Source organism: Marinimicrobium locisalis (assembly GCF_039822625.1).
In the GTDB taxonomy this organism is placed as follows: domain Bacteria; phylum Pseudomonadota; class Gammaproteobacteria; order Pseudomonadales; family Cellvibrionaceae; genus Marinimicrobium; species Marinimicrobium locisalis.
The window spans coordinates 1-24,628 of record NZ_JBDLLG010000008.1 but is presented as its reverse complement, the minus strand read 5'-3'; the positions used below and the strand labels follow the sequence as shown (position 1 = coordinate 24,628).

Sequence of the window (24,628 nt, the reverse complement as noted above, 5' to 3'; positions counted from 1 at the left end):
CCATGAAATTAATGACTCAACGAACGCTGCTGGGGTTACTCGGTACTTTGCTGAGTATTCCGGCGTGGGCCTCCGGTGAACACGGCCATGGCCACCACGGACATGATGAAGCGGAACACGGGCACCACGAAGGTCATACCCAAATTTCAGAAAGTTTTGCCCGCGAATCCGGGGTTCGTATCGAAACCGTCGGGCCACACACACTGCAATTGAGCGAGCGGCTCTATGGACGCATCCGGCCCAATGCCGAGCGGGTGACCAACGTGAGAGCGCCCTACCCGGGTGAAATTGCCGAAATGAAAGTAAGCATAGGCGACCGGGTTGAGAAGGGCGATGTTCTGGCTCAAATCAGAAGCCGCGAGAGTCTCGAAACCTACGCGTTGCGAGCCCCCCTATCGGGCGTGGTGACGGAGCGTTTGCGCAACCCCGGCGAGTTCACGGGCAGTGAGCCCTTGCTGGTCGTGCAGGATCTGTCAGAGGTGTGGGTGGAGCTGCTCGCCTACCCTGAACAGAGCACCGGGCTGGCCGTCGGGCAAACGGTGCGGATAAAAGCGTCCGAACCCGGGGCCGAAAGAACCGCGACCCTTGATTACATCGCGCCCCAGCGTCTTCCGGCCAATCAGGGCACCCGGTTGCGTGCGAGCCTGAACAACGAAGACGGCCTTTGGGCGCCCGGGCAGCGCATTACCGGGGAGGTGCTTGTGGAAGAGCGCAATGTGCCGTTGGCGGTGCGTCGGTCAGCGCTGCAGAGTTTCCGTGGTTCCACCGTGGTGTTCGCCCGCGTTGATGACACCTATGAGGTGCGAAAGCTTGAACTGGGTGAGCGGGACAAGGACTACGTAGAGGTGTTGGACGGTATTGCGCCGGGCACCGAATACGTGACGGAAAACAGTTACTTGATCAAGGCCGACATTCTCAAATCCGGCGCCAGCCACGCCCACTGAGGAGTTCATCATGCTCGCATCGCTATTGCGTCTGGTGCTCAGTCATCGTTGGCTGGTACTGGTGGTCACCCTTGGGTTCGGTGCCCTGGGTGTCTACAACTATCAGAACCTTGCCATCGACGCGGTACCGGACATTACCAACGTCCAGGTTCAGATCAATACCCATGCACCGGGTTACTCGCCCCTGGAAACCGAACAGCGTATTACCTTCCCGGTGGAAACCGCCATGGCGGGGTTGCCGGACATGGACTATACCCGGTCCCTCTCACGTTACGGCCTGTCCCAGGTCACGGTGGTATTCGAGGAGGGCACCGATATTTACGCCGCGCGCCAGTTGGTGGCCGAGCGGTTGCAATCGGTACGCTCGCAGATCCCCGATGGGCTGGAGCCCACCCTCGGGCCGATTGCCACCGGCCTGGGGGAAATTTTCATGTACGCCGTGGTCGCGGACGAGAGTGCTCGCAAAGCGGACGGCTCCGCCTACACCACGGAGGATCTACGAACCCTGCAGGACTGGGTAATCAAACCGCAGATGGCGCTGGTGCCCGGCGTAACCGAGATCAACAGTATCGGCGGTTTCAAACGGGAATACCACGTCACGCCCGACCCGGACCGACTGGTGGCTTACGACCTGTCGCTGAACGATGTGGTCGTTGCCCTGGAACGTAACAATCGCAACGTCGGTGCGGGTTTTATCGAACGCAATGGCGAGCTGTTGTTGATTCGATCCCCCGGGCAGGTAAAAACCCTTGAGGATATTGCCCGCATCCCCGTGGCCGAGCGCGACGGCCTACCGATCCGCATTGGCGATATCGGTGAAGTGGTTCTCGGCAAAGAGCTGCGCACCGGAGCGGCCATGCTCGATGGCCGGGAGACGGTATTGGGCACCACCTTCATGTTGATGGGCGAGAACAGCCGGGTGGTGGCCCAGGCCGCCGCCGAGCAACTGGCGCAGGTGAACCAGTCATTGCCCGAAGGGGTGCACGCCGAAGCCGTGTACAACCGCACCACGCTGGTGGATAAAACCCTGGCGACGGTGCAGAAAAACCTGCTTGAAGGGGCGCTGTTGGTGATTGCCGTGTTGTTCCTGCTCTTGGGCAATTTGCGGGCGGCGCTTATCACCGCGTTGGTGATCCCTCTGAGCATGCTGATGACCATTACCGGCATGGTCGCCAACAACGTCAGCGGCAACCTGATGAGTCTGGGGGCGCTGGATTTCGGCTTGATTGTTGATGGGGCGGTCATCATTGTGGAGAACTGCCTGCGCCGGTTGGGTATCGCCCAGAGGCGTCATGGTGGCGTCCTGCCCGTGGCCGAACGGCTCGAAGTCGTCTTCAGTGCAACCCGAGAGGTGATTGCCCCCGCCACGTTCGGCGTGCTGATTATTACGCTGGTGTATGTCCCGATTTTTGCGCTCACCGGGGTCGAGGGCAAGATGTTCCACCCCATGGCGTTTACCGTGGTGTGCGCGCTTTTGAGTGCGTTGGTTCTGGCGGTTACCTTTGTGCCCGCGGCCGTGGCGCTGTTTGTGCGCGGCCCGGTGAAAGACGAAGACAACCGGGTAATGAAAGCGGCCCGCAAGGGCTACGCCCCGGTCTTGGGCCGGGCGCTGGCAGGGCCCTGGTGGGTGCTCGGTGGAGCCGGCTTGCTGATGGTCGGGACCTTGGTGCTGGCCTTACGGATGGGTTCGGAATTCATTCCCAAACTGGATGAGCACGACATTGCTTTACACGCGCTACGTATTCCAGGTACCAGCCTTGAGCAGGCCGTCGATATGCAAAAACAGCTGGAAGCCCGACTGAGAGAGTTGCCGGAAGTCGCGCGGGTGTTCACCAAAATCGGCACGGCCGAGGTGGCCACCGACCCCATGCCGCCCAATGTGGCCGATACCTTTTTGATCATGAAACCGCGCTCGGAATGGCCCGAGCCGGACAAGCCCAAAGCGCAATTTTTGGAAGAGCTGCAAACGTTGCTCGAGCAAGTGCCCGGCAACAATTACGAAGTCACTCAGCCGATTCAAATGCGCTTCAATGAGTTGATCTCTGGAGTGCGCGCCGATGTGGCGGTCAAACTGTTTGGTGACGATCTGGATCAGCTTTACGAGACCGGGGCGCAGATTCAAACGGTGCTTGAAACCGTACCGGGCGCACAGGACGTCCGTATGGAGCAAGTTACCGGCCTGCCGGTGATGACGGTGGCGCCCGACCGGGAGGCGATCAGCCGCTACGGGTTGGCGACGGCGGACGTACAGGAAACGCTGCAAACCGCGACAGGGGGCCGAGTGGTCGGCCAAGTGTACGATGGCGACCGGCGCTTTGACCTGGTGGTGCGTATGCCGGAAAGGTTGCGTCAGAATACCGAAGCCATCGCCCGCCTGCCCATTCGCCTGCCGCAAGCCGAGCCTGACAATTACCCCGGTGCGGGCTATGTGCCCCTGAGTGAAGTGGCTAGTATCGATATCTCGGAAGGCCCGAATCAGATCACCCGCGAGAACAGCAAGCGACGGGTGGTGGTTACGGCCAACGTCGCCGAGCGTGATTTGGGGTCTTTCGTCGCGGACGCCGAACAGCAGATTCGTGAGGGAGTGGCGATCCCCGCCGGCTACTGGCTCGATTTCGGCGGCACTTTCGAGCAGCTAGAGTCGGCCAGTCAGCGCTTGCAGTTGGTGGTGCCGGTCTCGCTGTTGATGATTTTTGGCCTGCTGTACATGGCCTTCAATTCCGCCCGCGACGCTCTGCTGGTGTTTAGCGGCGTACCTCTGGCGCTTACCGGGGGCGTGCTGGCACTGTGGCTGCGGGGTATTCCGCTGTCCATCTCGGCGGGGGTGGGCTTTATTGCCCTGTCGGGCATTGCGGTGTTAAACGGGGTGGTCATGGTGAGCTTTATTCGCCGCCTGCTCGCGGATGGCAAACCGTTGATGGACGCCATTACCGAGGGCGCCTTGACCCGCTTGCGTCCGGTACTGATGACGGCTCTGGTGGCGAGCCTCGGCTTTGTGCCCATGGCATTTAACGTCGGTATCGGCGCGGAGGTGCAGCGGCCACTGGCCACGGTCGTGATCGGTGGGATTATTTCATCGACCCTGCTGACGCTGCTGGTGTTACCGGTGCTTTATCACCTTGCCTATCGGAAACGACTACTATAGAGGGGTAGTAGCTTTCAAAAGGGGGCGGTTGTGGCGCATAACCATGAACATGGCGAAAGCCAGTCGCGAATCGGCTGGGCGTTCTTCCTCAATCTCGGCTTTACCGTTATTGAGTTTGTGGGCGGTGTGCTGACCAACAGCACCGCCATCATGGCCGACGCCGTGCACGATCTGGGTGACAGTCTGTCCATCGGCCTCGCCTGGATCCTCGCCCGCTTGAGTGGCCGGGAGGCGAGCGAGTCGTTCACCTACGGTTACCGGCGTTTCTCGTTGCTGGGCTCATTGATCAACGGACTGATTCTGGTGGCCGGCTCCATCTGGGTCATGGCCCACGCCATCCCCCGCCTGTTTGAACCGGAAATGCCGGTGACCGAAGGCATGTTCGCGCTGGCGATTTTCGGTATTGCCGTCAACGGCTTCGCCGCCTACAAGCTCAGCCACGGCAAAACCCTGAACGAGCGCGTGCTGAACTGGCACCTGCTGGAGGACGTGCTCGGTTGGGTGGCGGTACTGGTGGTGTCCGTTGTGCTGATGTTCGTGGACTGGCCCATTCTGGACCCGCTGCTGTCCATCGGGTTTACGCTTTTTATTCTGGCCAATGTCGTGCGCACACTGTGGCAGACGGTACGACTCTTTTTGCAGGGAACCCCGTCCGAGGAGGTGCGCCAAACCATTGAGCACGAGCTTCGGCGTCTGCCGGGGGTGAGTAATGTGCACCACCTGCACTTCTGGTCGCTCGACGGGGAGCATCATGTGCTGACTGCGCATGTGGTGGTGGAACGGGTGGACGGCATTCAGCAGCTGCGTGAGACCAAAGAGCGCATTTCAAGCACGCTGGCCCGCTACGAGCTGGCCCATACCACTGTGGAAGTGGAGCTCGCCGGAGAACCTTGCCGGGATCAATAAGAGGAATGGTGGGGGTGTGCACCCTGTCCTTGGACTCTGGAACTCTTCGTGTTGCTTTTAGCATCGTTCCTGGGGTGCGTTACCGAAGCTGATCGGCTCAGAACGCCAATGTTAGACCCAGCTCAATATAATCTTCGGTTTCGACGGGATGAAGACGTGAGTCCCTACGGTCAACTTTTGAAAATATCACGACTTGACAGTGCGCGCGATAAAAGTCAGTCAAGCGGCTTTCAAGACTGACATCCCAGTAACGAGAGCCGTATTCAAGGTCGTATCCCGCGACCCAGCGCAGTTTATTCTCTCCCAGTGTTCCCCAGTCGGCCTTAAACCCGACGAATAAGTCGTTCTGTCCGATGGAAGCCGCCTGTTCGTCCCGGTCGTCCGTCAAGTGTTCAGCAACGACAGATACTTGCTGAACATTAGCAACTTGCGGGTAGAAGGGGTACTCAACCCCGATATTGGTGGCGGTATATCCACGATTCAGCTCTTCACCTGCCTGCAACTCCCCCTTCAAAATCCAGCTTTGCCAAAAGGTGACGACATCTACGCTAAGACTATCCGACTGGGGATAAAACGGCTGTAGGCGGGTTTCTCCTCCCTCTGAAACGAATGGGCGAAGTAGAGGATCCCGCCGTGTTCCCCGGAAAAGGCTCAGCCCGACTTCGGCGTCTTCAAGAAACCACTCCAGCCTGACGGCGACATCGCCGTCGGGGTCCTCCTCAAAAGCACCTTGGGAGGTGACTTTCAATGGCAAAGCCGGCCTCTCTGGAAAAACACGTTCCACAAACACAGGCAGGTAGAACATTGAAAAGCGCGCCTGAGCGAAGCTATGATTGATGGAGACAAAGGGCTGCCCCATTTTAACCTTGCCGTCCACTCCCTCCCGCAAATCCGATTGGTTGAGTTGATTGGCGACGTTAATAGTTTCCGATACTCCCCAGAAAAAGGTTCCCATTCCGGCCGAAAAACGCCAGTCATCGAAGTCGTAGGACAGTCGGGCCTCTCGGGCGTCCAGATAGGTGCGTTCGGTATCCTCAGAGTTGAGACTGACAAAAAGATTGGCGTCTAGAGACCAGGGTCCATGCTCGCTCGTTTTCTCCCATTCACCCCGTAGCTCGTAACTTTCAGTCAGGGATGTTCCCGCCGTGACGGGGGGGGAGTGAAAGAAATGTCGATATTGCAAGCCAATTTCAGTGCGGCTGTAGCCATGGGCTGACGATACCGCCATCACGAAGAATAGGATCACCGGTAAATCAAGCTTCATCGCCCTCATCCACGACCTCCAGAAAAGCAACTTATTTTCCTTTTAGTGGGACAGTGCACTGCGGTGGAAATCTGAATTATTCAACCCGGTGCCGAACGTCAACTTATCATAATGTAGCTCGGTGGTCTTTCCGGTCTGAACATTGCTCATTTCCACCTTCAAGGGTCGCCAGTATTCATTGTCGAAGAGCTTGAATCGGTAGGTGGAAAATACCTTTAGCAAGCTGCCCTTACGGTCATAATACTGAATTTTCACTATACGATAATGCTCGGGATCGACGCTTAGAATCTCCTTCGAATATCCAGAGTACTTATCCTTTGGTATCCTCTCTAATCGTTCACATTGAATATTCTTTCGGCGTTCTTCGTGGTCTTTATTGTTTAGGCTCAATGCACAGTCTGCTTTACCCAGGAGCTGGTATTCATAGTCATCCACGCTATGGTCGGAGAGATCTTCAAAAGAGAACTCGCTTCCGACAAAAGGGCCCGACTTATTGCGTGATGAGATGCGCTTTACTCGGTTGATGGAGGGCATGAATAACCACTGACGATCCTCTCCGTCGTGATTCGGCTGCGTCAGCAGGGTTGTGCCTCGGATATCAGCCGGAAACTCAAAGCGCATCAGAGAGTAATCGCCATCGTTCGTTTGTTCTAGGGTTTTCACTGTGAGCTCCCGGCGCGTTTCCTCACCAGCACTATTGCGTATAATCATGGTCAATTTTGCCACCGCATCCTGGTAGCCCTTGTCTTTCGTGTCTAAAGCTTCTGCCAGTTCTCTTCCTCGGTCCGCTGTGCCGGTATCGGAAGCGGCCGGGGTAGCCAATAAAGCTGCCAATATTAACGGGAACAACGCCATTTTACGGTGCATCACTCACTCCTATATCATTCGTTGGTGCGATCTCTTTGGATGGTTGACGTAGCGGTTGCTTTATAAACAGCATAGCCAGAGCTGGCAGCAGAACGAGATCAAGAACCAGGGCATAGAAAATCGTAAGACTGGTTAGCTGCCCCATCTGTGCGTTCTTCTCAAAGGAGGATGTTGACAGCAATAAGAATCCAGCCATTAATAGTAACGAGCTAACCATGATAGCCGTTTTGGTGTAGCGGAAGGTGTGCCTTACGCTGTCTTCCGGGGAAAATCCCTGGTTAATGTTACGTACATACTGAAACAGAAAGTGCACGGTGTCATCCACAACGACGCCTATTACCATGGCCGATACACCTGCCAATCCCATGGACACTTCGCCCACTAGAAAATACCAAGTTCCAAACCCGGCGGCCACAGGAATTATGTTCGGGATAAGGCTAACCAGACCAACCACCACGGAGCGGAAAATAATCAACAAGAGAATGGAAATCAACACCAGAGCAAGGAGGGCTCCCTCCAGCAGGCTCGAAATACTGCTTTGACCCACATGAGAGAACACAATGGCGGGGCTGGTATGAGTGACAGAGATGCCTTCAGGTATATACTTCTCCAGCCAGGACTCGACCTGCTTCTCAAACGCCAGAACGCCTTGGGACCCCTGATTGGGCATACGCACACTCAGCTTGAGTGCGGACTTAGTCATGTTGACTTGGTTTGTTGGCTCTTTACCAAAGGGGAGCGACATTTCATACAATAAAAATAACTGAGCCGCCGAGGTGGCGTTTTCAGGTAATCGGTAGTATTTTTCCTCATCGCCATGGGTGAGTCGGTTAAGGTCCTTGAATCGGTGGAGTAAGCTGTCAACCGTCACAACTTCTGGCTGATCAGCCAACCAACGTTCAAACCGGTCGGCAAACGCGAGAAACTCCGGTTGGAAGATGCCTCTCTCCTGATTGGAATCTACCGAATAGTCAATACTGTAAATGCCTGAGAATCGGCGATCCACCGCTTCGGCGTCCTGACGGAACGGGACGGATTCCGAGAAGTAATGAACCAGGTTGTCGTTCAGGCGATTCTGAAGGCTAAACCATGAGAGCGCCAGGGTTGCCGGTATTACTGTGGCGACGATTATCAATCGCCGTCGAATCACCCACTCAGAGAGGGTCACGGCATACTTCTCCAACTGCAGGTGCTTTGGGTTACGCGGACGTATACGCAAGTGGGCCAGTAGTCGCGGCAGTAGCGTAAAAACCAGAGCCAGGGAGAACAGAATGCCCAGAGCGACGATATTGCCCAGGTCGCGGAAGGGTGGAGAGTCGCTCCAGTTCATTGAGGTAAAGCCGATAAGCGTGGTTATGTGGCTCAATAAGATTGCGCTGCCGCTGTGAGAGTAGGAGTCCCGCACTGCCTCCATAGCCGTTGCGCCCCCCTGGTAGCGTTGCCGCATGACATAAGAAAGAATGTGAATGCTGGAGGCCACAATAACCGTAAACATGATAATCGGAGCGGAAATGGAAGGAGCTGACAGCTTGATCCCCAGCCACCCGGCGAGCCCTAGCGAGCCGGAAAACGCCAGCAATACCACCAGCAGCATGATGCCCGCGACCTTCATGGACCCGAGAATTAAACCAGCTGAGAGCACAACGAACACCATCATTAGGGGGATAAGCGTTATAAAGTCACTGCGTGCCGCATCAAAGAAGGCGGCGTTCATTGGCACAATTCCGCTCACGTAAAAATGATGGTCAGGGTACTGTTCCCGTAGATCAGCGATAACGTCGTCTACCGCTCGGTCCACGGAAAGCACTTCATTCTTGGTATCCTCACCCGGCATGGAAAGGGTTAGGTTAACACCCGTCACGCGACCATCCGGAGAAATGAGCTTGTTCACCAAGTCTTGTTCGGTGGGTGCGACTTTGGCCAGATCCGAGAGGCGCTGTTCGGTGAGCGGCTCATCTTCGTAGACAAGCTCCTCAATGACAATGTCATCACCTATCGCTTTACTGCGCGGATAGTTGGTTAGGGAGTCCACCCTTGATGCGTAGGGTATCTGCCACAAGCGGTCGGTCAGATCGAGAATCAAACCGATGGTGTCTTTCCGGTATATAGATCCCGAGTCGGGTTCCACCATGACGAACACATTATCCGTCTTGGTGTACTCCTCCTGCATTCGCTCGAGCTCTGCAAGGCGACTATCGCCCTTGTCGAAAAAAATTCGATAGTCACTGGCAAGCTCGAGTTGGCTTATCCCCAAAGCGGACAGGAGGGTGCAGAGAATGACACCGGCAACAAGCCAACGTCCGCCAGCCCCTGTCAGCCATGTGATGTAACGCTGCCACCGCACATTAAGCTCCCGACGCCAAGTGGCGTCTCAGTGGGCCCATAACGAGCGATGCATCTCGCTCTACCCCCATAACGAGCTCCGAAGCCCTGCAGCTCAGCCACTTTCGGCCAATTACAAAGAGTCCGGGAACCGGGGAAATACCATAGTCTTCCGCGAACTCGCCCTCTATCAAAGCCTCGGGAATAGCCATCCAATCAGTGCGGTCCCGATACCCCATGGCCCAGATAACCGAGTCCGGCCGCATTGATTGACCGCAAGCGAAGTTGGCCTCTCCTTCGGTGCAGTCGGTCAACTTGCCTACCAGACGAACTCCTTTGCGTTTAAGCTTGTGGTCTTTCAGGTTTGCGCAGGGGACGGGGTTGCGGCGTCGCAGGATCTTGGCCACCGGCGTTCGCTTGTCGGCGAACAGTAGCCCCAGTTTGGTGAGCCACCAAAAGAGATCTTTCCCGAGGATCCTATTGGGCGGCATCGGGCGAGGTTCGCCTCGCGCCAGTGTGACCTGGCACCGCTGAGACAGCTGGTCGGCGATCTGCCGTCCGGAGGCCCCCCCGCCGACAACGAGTACCTGACCATCAGGAACTTTACCCGGGTCGGGAAGCTCTGCGGTGAACTGTGTTATGCTCGGACCAAGATTCTCGGCATACTCTGGAATTATGGGTTGCTGGTTGGACCCAGTAGCGTTAATGACGCTGCGGGCCTTCAGAATCTGGTCGCTCCCCGCTCTAATGATAAAGAGCCCGTCCGCATCGCGCTCCAGGCGAGTGACGCTACAACCTTCCATTATGGATAACTGAAACTGTTGGGCATAACTGCGAAGATAGTTGCCCATTTCAGTGGCTAGAGGATACCCGTCGGGGTCGCCTTCAAATATTTGGCCAGGAAGCATGCAGAAACGGCGGGGAGTGAATAATCGCATGTTGTGAGGACGACGCATCCAGCTTGACCCGATGGATTCGGCTTCCAGGGTGACATAGCTGAGCCCCATGTTAGAAAGACACTTGGCGGCATAGAGGCCACTTTGGCCCGCTCCGATAACCACACAGTCGAGCATCTTATTCAACGTAACTTTCCTCTTTAATATCGTTGGATGACAGCTGTGTTTCCATATGATCAATTAGCGCGTTAATCGTTGGATAGTTAAACGCCACCTCTGGTGATACGCTGATGTTGAGTTGTCTCTCCAGTACGCCGCTCAGTTCCACATGGCCAAGCGAATCCAGCCCGAGCCGAGAGAAGGAGGTATCTGCGTGCTTCTCGGGATCAAAATCAGGAACTTTGGTTTTGATGTAACCACTGAGTGCCTGAATCAGCGATTCTCGGGAAAATTTGGAGGGCATTTTCAGCTCCTTATGTCTCTGCGATGGGCGTTGATTGAAATAGCGTGCGACACTCCAGTCGTCGAAACTTACCACTGGTAGTTCTGGGGATGGTGCCGGGCTTTACCAACAGAAGATCCCCTACAATGATTCCATGTTCAGACGTAATTGCCTCGATAAAATCCTGCCGGAGTGTGTCCATGTCCGCCGAGGCCAGAACTGATTTCTTGACTTCTACTACAACTCCAAGGGTTGGCTCATCGTTTTTTTCAAAAGCCACCGCTACGGCACCATGCCCTGATGCGGCAGGCTGCTCGTTGCAAGTGCGTTCGATGTCATAGGGATAAAGGTTGCGCCCGCGTAGAATAATGACTTCCTTGCGCCGACCCGTAACGTAGAGTTCATTACCCTGAAGAAAGCCCAGATCACCGGTACGCAGAAACCCTTGCTGATGATCGGAATCGGCCAAGGGCACGCTGAATGCTTCTCGGGTTTGATCAGTTGACTGCCAGTAGCCTTGGGTTACCGAGCTGCCACGGAGCCAAATCTCCCCGACCGTGCCAGCAGCACAGACTGTTCTGGTTTCTGGGTCGACAATCCGGCAATCAAACTGATCACTGACCTTTCCGCAGCTGACCACTTCGGAAGCTGAACTGTTTGAGCTGGAACTGCCCCCTGAAATTACCGGCAAGGACGCAGTCTTTACTCCTTGCCCGGGAGGTCCCCCGGAAACGAATAAAGTGGTTTCAGCCATTCCGTAGCAAGGGAAAAAGGCATTGGAATCAAACTTATATTCGGAAAAACGCTCTGCAAACCGTCGCATTGTTTTGGCATCCACGGGCTCGGATCCGTTAAGAGCCACCTTCCAACACGATAAATCCAGGGTGGATAGGTCTTCCCTATCGGATATGGCGTTGACACAGTGCTGGTAGCCAAAATCCGGTGCCGCGGAGCTATGGATACGGTAGCGGGAGATAAGCTCGAGCCATCGGCGAGGGCGTTGCATAAAGGTCATTGGAGGCATAAATACGTAAGTGCCCCCCAAATACAGTGGTTGCATCATGTGTCCTATCAGCCCCATATCGTGAAACTGCGGCAACCACCCACCGGCCACCAAACGCTCAGAGTGATTGCAGGCCGTGCGGATAGCTTCCTGGTTTGCGACGATATTGGCGTGTGACACCATGACGCCCTTAGGCTGGCTTGTTGAACCCGACGTGTACTGTATAAAGGCGAGATCCTTCGCATCGGGTAAGTCCCAATAGTGGGAACCGTCGGGCCGGGGGGCCGATTCATCAATCCAGTCCAACAAAGAAAAGTCGCGACCGGCCTCGGCAAAAAAGTGCCACATGCTCTGCCGGGTACTTTCCGTGGTCATCACGGAGCTTGCTTGGGAGTCGCTCAGTACATCCACCAGACGCTCGAACTGCTTGGCGTTGCGGGACAGGTTTAGAGGGACAGCAATGGCGCCGGCGCAAAGACATGCGAGGAAACCCACCACAAAGTCGATGCTTGTGGGATAGAGTAGTGCTACGGGCTTTCCGGGGAGTCCGCGGGACCTAAGCACTTCGGCTTGAGACGTCACGCGATCTTTCAATTCTCGATAGCTTAGCATCTGTGCTTCGCTATCTCCGTGGGGTTGGAAGACCACCGCTATATGGTCCCCGTTGCGCTCCGCGTGATTGAAGACAGATTCAATAAAAGTGGCGCATTGAGAAGCTGAGCAATCCATAGGTTGGCTCCTTCAGGAAGGGGTGCTAATACCCAGTAACTGTTCCGCACAGGCATGCAGATTGTTCACAAACCGGTCTAACTCGTCCTCCGTGGTGTAACGGCCGAAGCTCATTCGAATTGCACTTTGAATCCTTTCGTCACCTAATCCCATTGCGACCAAAACATGAGAAGACTTGCTGCTCTTGTTATTGCTGCAGGCGGAGCCTATCGAAACCTGGGTTTGATGTTTATGATCCAGCAGGGCCGCTAGTGCCTCCCCGCGCACGCCGGGAACCGAAAAATTGATCGTATTACCTACGCATTTACTGGGGTCTTGCGGCCCGTTGAATTCTATTCCCAAACCTGAATCTTGAAGCTTTCGTGTTATACGATGTCGAAGACGGCGGTAGTGAGACTCCCACTCGGGGAGCAGTTGGGTGCAATCTTCTGACGCGCGTGCCAGCCCTGCCATGCCCACCAAGTTTTCGGTGCCGGCACGAAGGCCCATTTCTTGTCCCCCCCCATGAATCAATTGCGCCAATTCTCCGGGGCGACGAACATATAGGCCTCCAATGCCCTTGGGTCCATAGAACTTATGAGCCGAGAAAGAGACATAATCCGCCGCCAAAATTCTGTCGTCCAAGGTACACTTACCGAGTGCCTGAACCGCGTCGGTATGGGAGGTGATGGCCCGCCGGCGAGCTTCCTCCAGAATAGGGCCAATTGGCTGCAATGCACCGGTTTCGTTGTTAGCGTACATGACCGAAACGAATTGCGTGTTAGGGCGAAGCGCTGACAAAAAGTCCTCTTCACGAACGCGACCCTCGACATCAGGCACTAGTCGGGTAACGGAAAACCCGTGAACTTGCTCCATGTAAGCGATGGGCTCAAGCACGGAGGGGTGTTCAATCGCTGTTGTAATTATATGGCCCGGATTTTTCGCATGACGGGCGAGGCTCCCCTTAATAGCCCAGTTGTTCGCTTCCGACCCGCAGGAAGTAAAGAACATCTGGCTGGTTTCGGCACCCATAAGCTGTGCCATGTTTTCCCTTGCGGAGTCCACCAGAGCTTTGCTCTCTTGGGCACGGGAGTAAGGGCTGGAGGCGTTTCCATAGATGTCCAGCGCTTTCAACATCTCGGACTTTACACTGTTCGATAACGGTGTGGTGGCGTTGTAATCGAAATATCCCGACAGTGTCGTCTCCGACATTATGCGTCCTCCTTGAGAACATTCTTGAGGAGTAGACTATGCAAAGACATCATAATGTCGATGCAATGCTTTTGAGGGGGGTCCAGCTCCCCGAGCAGGTCCCGAATTTCCCCCTCGCTCCGAGCTTCAATATCGGTATATGACTTTCCAGTCACCGATTTACAAAAGATATCAGCTGTCGCGATGGATGTGGCGCAACCCCAAGCTCGAAATGCGATTTGGTCAACTTTGTCTGACTCACTATTTAACTGAATGCGGATGCGGTCTCCGCAAACCGAGTTCCCCACTTCGAACTCATGGTCGGGGTTAGGAACATCTCCCACATAGGATGGGTTGCTAAAGTGTTCAATTACCAACGGACTATACATAGCGCTACACTCCCTACGTTAGCTGACGACGGGGCAATTTGGCTCGTCGGCTTCCACTTCCTCAAGCTTCTTGTCCAAGTTCACGGCGCAACAGCCAAACTCTTTCGCTTCTGGCTTTCGCATTACGTACTGAACTCTTTGACCGCTGCGTCCGCTACGGCTTTTCCCGGGCAGTAGTCTCACCATGTCTTCTGTTAACATAAAGCCTGGAGTGGATTTCGCCAGGGGGTCGAGAATCGCAAGTTGGCCCACTTCGCCTTCAGGAACCTCTTGGTCCAAATGTTCGGGGTCGCGCACTGAAAAGTGGATATAAGGCGTTACGTGCTTTTCGCCAAACTCGTCGTCAATAGCCATTACGTTGGACTCGACCAAGGCGTAAATGTCGCGAATTTGATGCTCCTTGACTCCGAGGAACTCAACGCACTCGCGGTTGAACTCTTCTCGGGAGAGCATTTCACCAGAAAATCGTTTCCAGCCACCGAGAGTAATGACGTAAGCACTTTTATCCAGGGACAGCTTTATATTTCGTGCTTTTAGGTAACGAATGAATCGGTTAATCAAAAAAGGAGGGCCGATAATGTGGGTAGAGAAACGGTTCTCCCAGGCATGAATCTGGTCCACCACCTCTTCAGGGACAAATTGTTCTCGCTCCACCATGAACCGGTGTGTATCGAGTAGCCCCGCTAACATGTTCAGCGCTTTAATCATTCCCATTTCGGGAATTTCTTCTGTCGAAGGGCACAAGTATAAACCGGCGCCTTTGGAAATCGAGAAGAATTCCCGATACATGGCGTAGATGCTAAAGACGGCATGGTCCACAGTGTCAGAGCACCGACGGGACACACTCGGGATACCCGATGTCCCAGTGCTGCGCATTTCAAGTTCCACGTCGTTCAATGAAACGGATAGGAGTTTGTGGCTATCGTTGGCTTTGTAGAGCTCTATTGGTACAAGTGGAATTCGAACTAAATCAGAGAGCTGTTTTATGTCGTCGGGGTGGATGTTCTTTTCTTTGCATGAATTTCGGTAAAAATCATTATTATTGTAGTGGCGATAAAATGCTTCCTTGATGACGTAAAATTTAATGTTCTCTAGAGTATTATCGTCAAGCTGAAATAATTCGCTGACTGAGCCCAAAAGTACTTTTAGTGGATCTAGGCCTGACTGGCGAATGTGAGAGTGGAGATCGGTATCCATAGAGTTACTCCTTTTGTCCTCTTAGTTGTTTATTATTTAAAATTCCAAAGATCTTCCTGGAAAATTTTCGCGTCACTTTTCAAATTTCGGCGCAATTCTACCAGCACGATATCAACTGCTGTCAATCAACATGCGTAATGTTTTGGGAAATTGGCGTCATAAAAAACGTTTTGGATGATTTTCGCGAAACTGCAAAGAAAAGAAGTTTTCAGAGGTGACGGTTTTGACGTCAAACTTAAGAGGGGAAGGAGAGACGTTCAGAAGTCCCAGCACAGAAAGTTGACGACTGAGGTGTTTGATGAAACGTTAGGATAACTGTCGTAACGTTATTGGTTTGAAGCGGCATTCAGGCTGAATGTTCCGTCCGGATGTTGTTTTATGTGCTTTCAGTATTAGCAGATTGTGGTGGCAGCCCCTCCGTGGGCTGTATTAGTCACTCAAGCTCCCACGCGGCGAGCTGAATGCGCGCGGCGGCACCGTAGAGCTTGCTGGCATCGCCTTTAACGTTGCCGTCTGGGGCCAGTCCGGACCAGAGTCCGCTCACCGCATTCAGCTGATCTTTCACTTCCGCGACCGCCTCCGGGCTTTCTTCCCGCTGCATGTCGCTCAGCAGTTTCAGGCGGGCTTTGGCGGCTTCCACGAAGCCGTAGGAGTCCTGGTATTCGTGCATATTGACGATTTCGCCTTCTTTCACGCCAATGGCGTACTCGTCGGCGGCAGTGCGCACCATTCGCTCAATACTCATCAGAATCGTGCCCAAGCTGGCGGTGTGTAGGTTTTCAGCATCGGCGATGCCTTTTTCCAGCGCCATATAGCGGCGCTCGACCACGTTGGTGGGTTGCTCTTGCTCCACGGCCTCGGCCAGCGCCGTCAGGGCCTCGGCGAACCCATCCTCGTCGCGGGCGGCCAGGGCGGGTTTGAGCCCCGTGTAGAGTTCATCACCCGGATGTTTCATATGGGTCAGGGCCATATCGGTATGCCCTGCCTTGTACAACTGAACGCCTACCCAGAGGTGTCCGCGTACCAAGCCCAGCTGGCCCAGGTAAGCGGCGTCATTGGTGGTCAGGTCGACGGCACCGCCGCCTTCGCCCTCTCCTTCGCCGCCTTCACCTTCGCCTTCTCCCATGGCCGCGGCCAGTTGCACGGTACCGTGGCTCGCATGGCTGTTGAAAGGGTCGGTATCGGCCGCGTGCGCGGATGCGGCGCTACCGGCGAGCAGGGCGGCGCCCAGGCCAACCCAGACTTTGCGTTGTTCGTTCATGACGTCATTCTCTTAGTGGCGGTTCGTGACTATAATGCGGTCGATTCTGGCATAAGTGAGATTGAGTCTCAATATAGGCGGTTGAATGATTTTATACCTCCAGCAAGTCCTGGACCCCGGCACCCTGGACGCGGTGCGCGAACGCCTCGCCGGGCAAGCGTTTGACGACGGTGCGAGCACGGCCGGCTATGCGGCCCGGCAGGTGAAGCACAATGAGCAGGCGCGCGATGACAAGACTCGCGCGGCGGTACTCAAACTGGTGGAAGGTCAGTTGCGCAAGCATGCCCTGTTTGCCAGCGCTGCCCAGCCCAAAAGCTTTCCCCGCCTGTTGATCAACCGCTACGGCGCGGGCATGCAGTATGGCTCCCACGTGGACGATGCGGTGATGAATGGCGAGCGCACGGACCTGTCTTTCACCCTCGGTCTCACGCCCACCTCTGAGTACGAAGGTGGCGAGCTGGTGCTGGAAGACAGTAGCGGCGACCGTGCCTGGAAAGTGGGAGCCGGGGATCTGCTGCTTTACCCCACCACCTACTTGCACCGTGTGGACCCGGTGCGTTCGGGGAACCGAGTGGCCGTGGTCGGGTGGGTGCGCAGTTACATCCGCCATGCTCATCAGCGGGAGATTTTGCTGGACCTGGAAACCGCCCTGCGAACAGAATTTGAGGTAAACGGCAAAACGGAACAGTTTGACCGGCTCAGCCGAAGCCGAAGCAACCTGTTCCGAATGTGGGCCGAGGACTAAGCGACTTGACCGACGGCTTTCAAACGCTCGCGCTCAACCATTAGCTTGAGGTTCTGCTCAAACGTTTGAACCGCCGCCAGGTGACCACCATCATGGCCAGTAGTGCAATCAGACCGCCTACCGCCCAGGGGTTGCCTTGGTACAGCTCAAACAGCAGGTAGCGAACCTGGTGACCACCGTCGGTGAAGGCGGTAATGGTTCCCAACCCCTCGGCGTCGAAGCCGGACGTCTGGTTCGCCAGTTTGGTATAGAGCGGGGCCAGGTGTGTTGAAATCAGCAGGAAGGTGATGATCACGGGAATGCCCGCCACCACCGCACGCAATACGTTACCGCGAAACATCAGTACCGAGATGGACATCACCGAAATCAAGTTGGGCAAATCCCCCAGGGGCAAAACCCGGTTGCCGGGCAGCACCAGCGCAATGGCCACGGCAAATACCATCAAAATCAAACCGGTCACAATCACGGATTTGTGGCTCATCAAAAAGCCGGTGTCCAGGGCGACCACCAGATTTTTGCGACTGGGAAAGCGTCGCTCGACCTGCGCCCTCAAGGCATGCGTAATGGGCGCCATGGCCTCCCCAATCAGCCCCGCGCTTTTGGGCAACAGAAACATAACCGCCGCAATATGAACCGCCAGTTCCAAGGTTTGCTTGGTGTCATAGCCGGCGGCCACCGCCAGCACCAGCCCGATCAGCACGCCGATGACCATCGGCTCGCTGAAAAAGGCCAGCCAAGTCATCTTGTGAGAGTCGCTCGAACCTTCCGCGCCGGCCGGCGTGTCGTGGGTGGCGGCGGCCTTCTCGGGGTTGTAGCTCAACCGGTTAAAACCCGGAATCCGGTCAAACACCCAGTTGATACAGGCCGTGTAGGGCACAATGCCGTTGACCGAGACCGGCGAGGCGGAGACGCCTTCCAGGCCGATTTCCCGCTCCACGTCCGGCGCCGTCCACTCGGTTAGCTTGAAACAATAAACGGCCAACAGCAGTGTCGCTGAAAGGCCCCAAAGCATGCTGCCGGTGGTGGCCATTACCAAAGCGCCAATCAGCGCGAAGTGCCAGTAATTCCACAGGTCAATATAGACCGTGCGGGTCCAACCCAGGGCGAGCATGGCGATGTTCAGAAACAGCACCAGCGGTATCGACAGTGCGGCCAGCGGGGAGGACCAGGTAATGGCCGCCAGCGGCGGCCAGCCTACATCCAGCACGTTGTAGTTGAGCCCGCGCATTATCATCAGCTGTTCGACCGCCGGCTTAATGTTGGCCACGAAAAAATCGAAGGCGATAAACACACCCGCAAAGCCCACCGCCAGCTCGACAGTGCTCAGCAGAGACTTCTTAAAAGGCAGGCGAACTGCCAGCGCGATGATGAAAATGATCGCGGGCAGCATCACGTAGGCTTTAAAGCTGAAGAAGGCGTCGAGGAGGTGCTGGATAGAGTCCACGGCTGGGTCCTGTAATGAATTGTGTGCCGCGTACTCTAGTCGGCCGGGGTATAAGAGTCAATTTGACTTTAACCTGGGCAGCTCCTTCTGCCTCCGCAGGTCGGTTAATACTGCCAGCCGAGAGTGACGCCCATCAGGTCGACCGGCTGGTCTTCCAGCATCACCCGCCGGAAATGAAAACCGGCGGTGGCTCGCTCGTTGACGGGGAGTTCAAAGCCGACTCCCAGCATGGGGTCGACACCGTCCCGCGAGTAGACCGGTAGGTTCGGTCCCAGAGAACGGGTGTCGCTCTCCCAGCGGTACAACCCCGCCTCGGCGGTGACGGCGATGCGTTCATGCAGAGGCACCCGCAGCTGCGAGGTGACCGTCAACCCTGTTGTGCTGTAAGGGTAGTGTGTTTGTAGACCCCGCGCCAAAGCCTCTCGCTCAACGCCTTCTACTCGTAAGTCCGCGCTTACATCGCCCAGGTTGAGGTAACCGAGCCCCAGCCGGATATGCGGTGTTAACGGCAGTTTAACGTCGAAACTCAGCGCTTGGCGATTGGTATCGTACCGGCTCAGAGTGATCGGGGCTCCACTGTCAGTCATGCGGGTGGTGAAGCTCGTCGCGCTAATGGCGCTCTTGGCGCGGTAGAGTCCCACTTCGAACTGCAACTGCTCCAGGATCGGCTCTTCGCTCATCTGGGCATTGGCGGGTGGGCTGGGCAGCATTAAGCTGCCCAAGGCCGCTACGGGCAACCAGGCCAGTGCGCGATGGCGCTTGCGGCTCCGGCGGGCGAGCCAGCGACGACCGAGACCAAGGCTCAGCAGCAAGGCTGCGAACAGGCCGCTGCTATGGCCGCCTCCGCCTGAGCTGCGGGTGGTCACTTCGCCATCGTATTTCGGCGTCTCGGCTCCGGGCTCCTCGGGGCCTTCAGGCTCTTCAGTGCCGGGTTGTTCGGGCTCTTGCTCTACCGGGCGGCTTACAACGCCCGGGTCCGCAATACTGCCGTTGACCCGGCCGTCGGCGTCGTTGGGCCCGCCGTCTTCGATGGTGAGCTGAACGCAGTGATAGCCTTCGGTGAGCCCGCTTTCCCACTCATTCGCACCGGCCGGAGGACAGAAGCCCGGCTCGCCTTCGGTGGACTGTAGCCGGTTGTTGGAGTCTTCCACGAAGGTGACCCACTCACCGTCCTGGAATTTGCGGTAGACCGCTTCTGCAGGGATTGGTTGGCGTTGGGGGATGACGATACTGATGCTCTGCCCCAGTTCAGGCAGCTCCGTCATTTCGAAGTCGAAAATACCTCCAACCGGCTCAAAGGGAACATCTTCCGGTATTGGTTTATTCTCTCCGATGCTTTCATCGCCCAATTGGGTGCCGCCCTTTCCGGTTTGCAGCGAGAACTCACCCAGGCCACAGGTGATGCCGGGATCGCATTCCATCAGGAAGGCATCTTGCCGCTCGACGCTTTCCGGCAGCACATTGGTGCTGGCGAGGCTGTCCTGGTAGTTGGGAATGCCATTGCCGTTTTCATCCGAGAAACCTTCGGTGGCATCATCAATGCCGTCACCGTCGCTGTCTTCGTCCGGGTTCAATGTTGGGGGCACTGGTACCACGACAAAGTGGCGGCTGACCTCCGTGGCGGCCCCTGCGCTGTCGGTCACCGTGGCGGCCGCGCGGTACCGACCCGGGCTCAGTGCCTCTGGGTCGAATACCAGCGTGGCGTTGCCGCTGTCGCCATCGGTGTCGATCAATGCACTATCGCTGGCCGACCAGTCGTACTGGTGGCTGTCGCCCGTGTTGGGGTCGGTGACCAGAGCGGTGACCGTAACGGGGCCGCCTGAGCGGGGAATCAGCAGGCGGCGCTCTTGGTTCTGCACCAACTGCAATTGCGCTCGTGGGGCGACATTGCCGGAGACGATTTCAATCCGGTGACGGGTTTTGGCGCCACTGTTGATGTCGTAAATGTTGGGGTTGTCCTCGTCATAGCCCTCGGCCAAGTCTTCCGCATTGCTGGTGCGATCATCCAGAGCGACAATCAAATTGGCGTCGCCGCTATTGGGCGCCAAGGTGACTTCTATCGTCTGGCGGCGCTCTCCCGCTTCCAGTACGACCGTACCGTCGGTCAGGTCGTGAGCGTCACTGTCGGCGGTACTCTCGCTGGCCACCCGGTAAGGAATGGTCAGCGGATAGAAGGGTGACTTGCCATTGAGGATGAACGAGAGCTCCACCGTGTTGCCGGCGACCGCCACCTGATCCTTGCTCAGAGAGACCAGGGGGCGAATGTTCACCACCTGGGTCGCTTCGGCACTGTTGTTCTGTCGATCCTCCGCCAGCCAGGTGATCTCGTGCCGACCCGGAGCCAGGCGCAGAGTGTCGCCCTCCATGCCGACCACTCGCGGATTGCAGCAGGCGCTGCCATCGATATCGTCACTGGCCAGTGGGTTCAGCGCCGTCTGCAGCTCGGCGTCACTCGCCTCGTTCGCCAGTCCAAGCAATTGCCTCAGGGTGACGCGGGTGAACAGAGCGTCGGCGTCGAGGACTTGATCGGCAGGTGCGGCCAGCTGTGGCGGCATCAGGTCCAGATAACTGGCCGGGTCGTTCGGGTCGGTGCCGTCCAGATTTTCCTGATAGTCACTGAAACTGTCGTTGTCGCTATCCACGCCCGGCTCGACCGTCAGGTCGAAAGCGCCGAGGGTGGCAGTCTCTGTTCCGTCACTGACGCTCAGTTGCAGTCCGGTGTAGCTGCCCACGTCGTCGTCCGCCGGCGTGCCTGAGAGCTCGCCGGTGGCGTCGTCGAGTGTCAGCCACTCGGGCAGACCGGTGGCGCTGTAGGTCAGAGTGTCGGACTCGTCCGGGTCCTCGGCTGTTGGGGTAAAGGTGTAGGCCTCTCCCACGGTGGCCGTGGTCGGAGCCGTGCCGCCGATGGTGGGGGCGTTGTTCACATCAATGACTTCAATGCTGAACGCCGCCAGGTCGGTGGTGGCATCGCCGTCGCTGACGCTAATTACAATGGCCGGATAGCTGCCGCTGTCGGCCATGCCCGGCGTGCCCGTCAGGGCGCCGGTGGTGTTGTCGAACTCGGCCCAAACAGGCAAGCCGCTCACGCTGAAGCTTAGCGTATCGTCGGCATCCACGTCGGTGGCGGCCGGGGTGAAGCTATAGGCCTCGCCTTCGTTCACGCTGGCCGCCGGTGTGCCGCTGATGGTGGGCGCGTCATTAACCGGTGTGACGGTGACGGACACCGTCGCCGCGTTCGATGGTTCGCCCACATCGTCATTGACGGTGTAGGTGAAGCTGTCGGCCCCATTGAAATGCTCGTCCGGGGTGTACGTCACCGTGCCGTCGCCGTTCAGGCTGAGGCTGCCGTTGCTCGGGCTGCTCAGGGCGAGACTGGCCGGGTCCAGGGTGCCGTCCACATCGTTGTCGTTGCTTAGCAGGTTGATGGTTACAGGGACGTCTTCTTCCGTCGTGGCGGTGTCGTCGTTGGCCAGCGGCGCGTCGTTAACGCCCTGCACGGTCAGGTTCACCGTCGCCACGTTGGACCAGAGGCCCTCGTTATCCATCACCCGGTAGGTGAAGCTGTCGCTGCCATCGAAGTTCTCCTCTGGTGTGTAGGTAATGGCACCGGTCGCGGTGTCGATGGTGGTACTGCCATCGCTGGGTGCGCTGACCACTTCCACCGAGGCGGTATCCAGGCTACCGTCTACATCCGAGTCATTGCCCAGCACGTTGACCTCGTGCGGGGTTTCTTCCTGCAGTGTAGCGGCGTTGTCCTCGGCCACCGGGGCGTCGTTGACGCTGTTGACGGTGAGCGTCACGGTCGCCTCGTTGGAGGTGCCGTCGGCGTCATCCCGCACCACGTAGGTGAAGGTGTCGGTGCCGTTGAAGTTCTCGTTCGGGGTATAGGTGACCATGCCGGTGGTGTCATCCACGGCCAAGGTACCGTTGGCGACGTTATCCAACACCTGCACGGTAGTGGCATCCACCGATCCATCAATGTCGGAATCGTTGGCGGTTACATCGATATCCACCGGATTGTCTTCATCCACGCTGGCGGTATCGTCATTGGCGGTGGGCAAGTCATTCACGCCGGTCACATTGATGATGACCGTGGCCGCGTTGGAGAGGCCGCCATTTTGGTCTTCAATGGTGTAGGTGAACTGGTCCGTGCCGTTGAAGTTCAGATCCGGTGTGTAGAGCACTTCGCCACTGACGAGCTCTGCGCTGCCGTTGGTTGGCGCCGAGGTGATGACGATGGTGTTCGGGTCGACGCTGTCTCCGCCATCAATGTCGGTATCATCCGCCGCCACGTCGATGCTGACCGGGTTGTCTTCGGGCGTGCTGGCGGTGTCATCGTTGGCCGTGGGCGGATCGTTCACGTTGTTAACGGTGATGGTAACGGTGGCTTCGTTCGAACTGCCGCCATGCACATCGTCGACGGTATAGGTGAACGTATCGCTTCCGGCGAAGTTGGCGGCAGGCGTGTAGGTAATGACTCCACTGCCGGTATCGACACTGGTGCTGCCGTTGGCCGATGGTGTGCCCACTTGAACGCTGGCCGCGTTGAGGTCGCTGTCCGGATCGGTGTCATTGTTCAGCACGGTTATATCAATCGACTGGTCTTCATTGACTGAGGCAGCATCGTCGTTCGCGACCGGGCTGTTATTGGCGACGGTGAAGTTGAGCTCAGTGGGATCGCTAATGCCGGCGTAGGTATTGCCCGCGCTGTCGACAAAGGCGTTGCTCGATATCGCCACGTAGTAACGAGTGGTGGGCTCCAGATCGGGTGAAATATCGATGGTGGCGGTAGAGCCGCTTATGGTGACGTCGTTAGAAGTCGCCGCAACGCTGCTGACCTGTGTGCCATCCTCTTTGTAGACTTCAATGGCACCACCGGACTGAGCGGCGATCGTTTCGCTGAAGGTTAGCGCGATATCCGTGTCGAATTGAACGTTGGTTGCATCGTCCGACGGGGAAGTACCGGAGAGCGTTGGTGCGCTGCCATCATAGTTCAGGCTGAATTGGCCGGCGGGCTCGCTGTTATTGCCAGCGGCATCTTGCGCGGCGCCAGCGGAGATATCCAGGGTCACCGTGCCCTCCGAACTCGGGGTTACCGTCACCTCGAAAGTACCGTCACCATTGTCGGTAAACCCGCCCAGCGACGCGTTGTCGGCGTTGATATCGCTTAACACAAAGCCGCTGACCGTTTCGCCAAAGTTGACGCTGGCGGTAAAGCTGGCGCTGTTGCTCGGACTGGTTTCACCGCTGGTAATGGACGGGGCGGGAGCCGTGCCGTCGTAGGTCAGGCTCAGGGTGGCCGCTGCGGTGTTGTCATTTCCGGCCGTATCCTGAGCAGCGCCCGCGGCCACATCCACACTCACTGAGCCGTCTGCCGTTGGGGAAACGGTGGCGGAGTAGCTGCTACCGCTCCCGGTGAAGTTGCTCAAGCTGGCATTGGTGGCTTGGATGTCACTGACATCAAATCCACTGACGGTCTCACCGAAGGTGACGGTGATGTCGAAAGTGCCGTTGGTGGGGTCGCTGGCCGCCGTGCTCAGGCTGGTTGAAGGTGCAGTGGCATCCAGAGTGGCGGTATCGGTCACGGCGCTGGCGGTGTTGCCGGCGGTATCGGTTAATGTCACCGAAAGGGTCAGGGTGCCGTCGGGGAGGTCGCTGACGTCGATGCCGGTGATCTGCTCTCCGGCGCTGGCCACGGTGCCCGAGCCGGTCACCGATGTGCCGCCCCCGCTGCTGGAGATGGTGTAGCTGTAGTTGGCATCGACCTCGGCGCTGGCGAAGGTAAAGCTTGTGGCGCTTGCCTCGGTGCCGCTGAGTGTAGCGTCATCGAAGCTTACGCTGTGGCCGCTGGGCGCGGTGGCATCCAGGGTGGCGGTATCGGTTACGGCACTGGCGGTGTTGCCG

The 24,628-nt window shown here is 56.9% G+C and carries 16 protein-coding genes; 4 read left to right on the top strand and 12 right to left on the bottom strand.

The annotated features are described in order from the left end of the window. Nucleotides 1-2 precede the first annotated feature (2 nt). Genes AAE514_RS06750 through AAE514_RS06740 form a run of 3 tightly spaced genes read left to right on the top strand, consistent with a single transcriptional unit; the run spans nucleotide 3 to nucleotide 4,995 of the window. On the top strand, nucleotides 3-944 hold the full coding sequence (locus tag AAE514_RS06750; protein WP_347330766.1) for an efflux RND transporter periplasmic adaptor subunit: 942 nt from the start codon (nucleotides 3-5) through the stop codon (nucleotides 942-944). 10 nt (nucleotides 945-954) lie between these two features. Further along, entirely contained in the window at nucleotides 955-4,089 is a 3,135-nt protein-coding gene (locus AAE514_RS06745) for an efflux RND transporter permease subunit (protein ID WP_347330765.1), read from the top strand. 30 nt (nucleotides 4,090-4,119) lie between these two features. Next, the gene (locus AAE514_RS06740) at nucleotides 4,120-4,995 is read left to right on the top strand and encodes a cation diffusion facilitator family transporter (RefSeq protein ID WP_347330764.1); all 876 of its coding nucleotides are present in this window, start codon (nucleotides 4,120-4,122) and stop codon (nucleotides 4,993-4,995) included. A 97-nt stretch (nucleotides 4,996-5,092) separates the two neighbouring features. Here the strand turns inward: AAE514_RS06740 and AAE514_RS06735 are convergent, their stop codons facing one another. The 10 genes from AAE514_RS06735 to AAE514_RS06695 form a co-directional block, all read right to left on the bottom strand. Next, nucleotides 5,093-6,268, bottom strand: coding sequence for a hypothetical protein (locus AAE514_RS06735; protein WP_347330763.1), 1,176 nt, complete (start codon nucleotides 6,266-6,268; stop codon nucleotides 5,093-5,095). A gap of 33 nt (nucleotides 6,269-6,301) precedes the next feature. Next, nucleotides 6,302-7,126 carry an outer membrane lipoprotein-sorting protein gene (locus AAE514_RS06730; RefSeq protein WP_347330762.1) on the bottom strand — a complete coding sequence of 275 codons (825 nt, stop codon included), beginning with the start codon at nucleotides 7,124-7,126 and terminating at the stop codon, nucleotides 6,302-6,304. Beyond that, entirely contained in the window at nucleotides 7,116-9,470 is a 2,355-nt protein-coding gene (locus AAE514_RS06725; RefSeq protein WP_347330761.1) for an efflux RND transporter permease subunit, read from the bottom strand. Before AAE514_RS06725 ends, AAE514_RS06730 begins: the two co-directional genes overlap by 11 nt. 1 nt (nucleotide 9,471) lies before the next feature. Further along, entirely contained in the window at nucleotides 9,472-10,521 is a 1,050-nt protein-coding gene (locus AAE514_RS06720) for a flavin-containing monooxygenase (RefSeq protein WP_347330779.1), read from the bottom strand. A gap of 1 nt (nucleotide 10,522) precedes the next feature. After that, complete coding sequence (locus tag AAE514_RS06715; RefSeq protein WP_347330760.1) at nucleotides 10,523-10,807, bottom strand: acyl carrier protein; 285 nt, start codon at nucleotides 10,805-10,807, stop codon at nucleotides 10,523-10,525. A gap of 10 nt (nucleotides 10,808-10,817) precedes the next feature. Beyond that, on the bottom strand, nucleotides 10,818-12,518 hold the full coding sequence (locus AAE514_RS06710; RefSeq protein WP_347330759.1) for a fatty acyl-AMP ligase: 1,701 nt from the start codon (nucleotides 12,516-12,518) through the stop codon (nucleotides 10,818-10,820). Between the two features lie 12 nt (nucleotides 12,519-12,530). Further along, a complete protein-coding gene (locus AAE514_RS06705) occupies nucleotides 12,531-13,709 on the bottom strand; it encodes a cysteine desulfurase family protein (RefSeq protein WP_347330758.1) in 1,179 nt (392 codons plus the stop codon). Then, nucleotides 13,709-14,077, bottom strand: a complete 369-nt coding sequence (locus AAE514_RS18575; RefSeq protein ID WP_430623886.1) for an iron-sulfur cluster assembly scaffold protein — start codon at nucleotides 14,075-14,077, stop codon at nucleotides 13,709-13,711. The genes AAE514_RS06705 and AAE514_RS18575 overlap by 1 nt, the downstream gene beginning before the upstream one ends. Nucleotides 14,078-14,095: 18 nt before the next feature. After that, entirely contained in the window at nucleotides 14,096-15,274 is a 1,179-nt protein-coding gene (locus AAE514_RS06700) for a LuxE/PaaK family acyltransferase (protein WP_347330757.1), read from the bottom strand. A gap of 433 nt (nucleotides 15,275-15,707) precedes the next feature. Then, nucleotides 15,708-16,535 (bottom strand): hypothetical protein, encoded by an 828-nt coding sequence (locus AAE514_RS06695; RefSeq protein WP_347330756.1) that lies wholly within the window; start codon nucleotides 16,533-16,535, stop codon nucleotides 15,708-15,710. 85 nt (nucleotides 16,536-16,620) lie between these two features. Between AAE514_RS06695 and AAE514_RS06690 the strand changes: the two genes are divergently transcribed. After that, nucleotides 16,621-17,280: a Fe2+-dependent dioxygenase gene (locus AAE514_RS06690; RefSeq protein WP_347330755.1), complete on the top strand. Its 660-nt coding sequence runs from the start codon at nucleotides 16,621-16,623 to the stop codon at nucleotides 17,278-17,280. Nucleotides 17,281-17,320: 40 nt separating this feature from the next. Here AAE514_RS06690 and AAE514_RS06685 read toward each other — a convergent pair whose 3' ends face one another. Continuing rightward, entirely contained in the window at nucleotides 17,321-18,724 is a 1,404-nt protein-coding gene (locus tag AAE514_RS06685) for a PTS galactitol transporter subunit IIC (protein WP_347330754.1), read from the bottom strand. A gap of 104 nt (nucleotides 18,725-18,828) precedes the next feature. Further along, nucleotides 18,829-24,628 (bottom strand): tandem-95 repeat protein (locus tag AAE514_RS06680; RefSeq protein ID WP_347330753.1); only part of this gene is annotated, 5,800 nt, incomplete at its 5' end.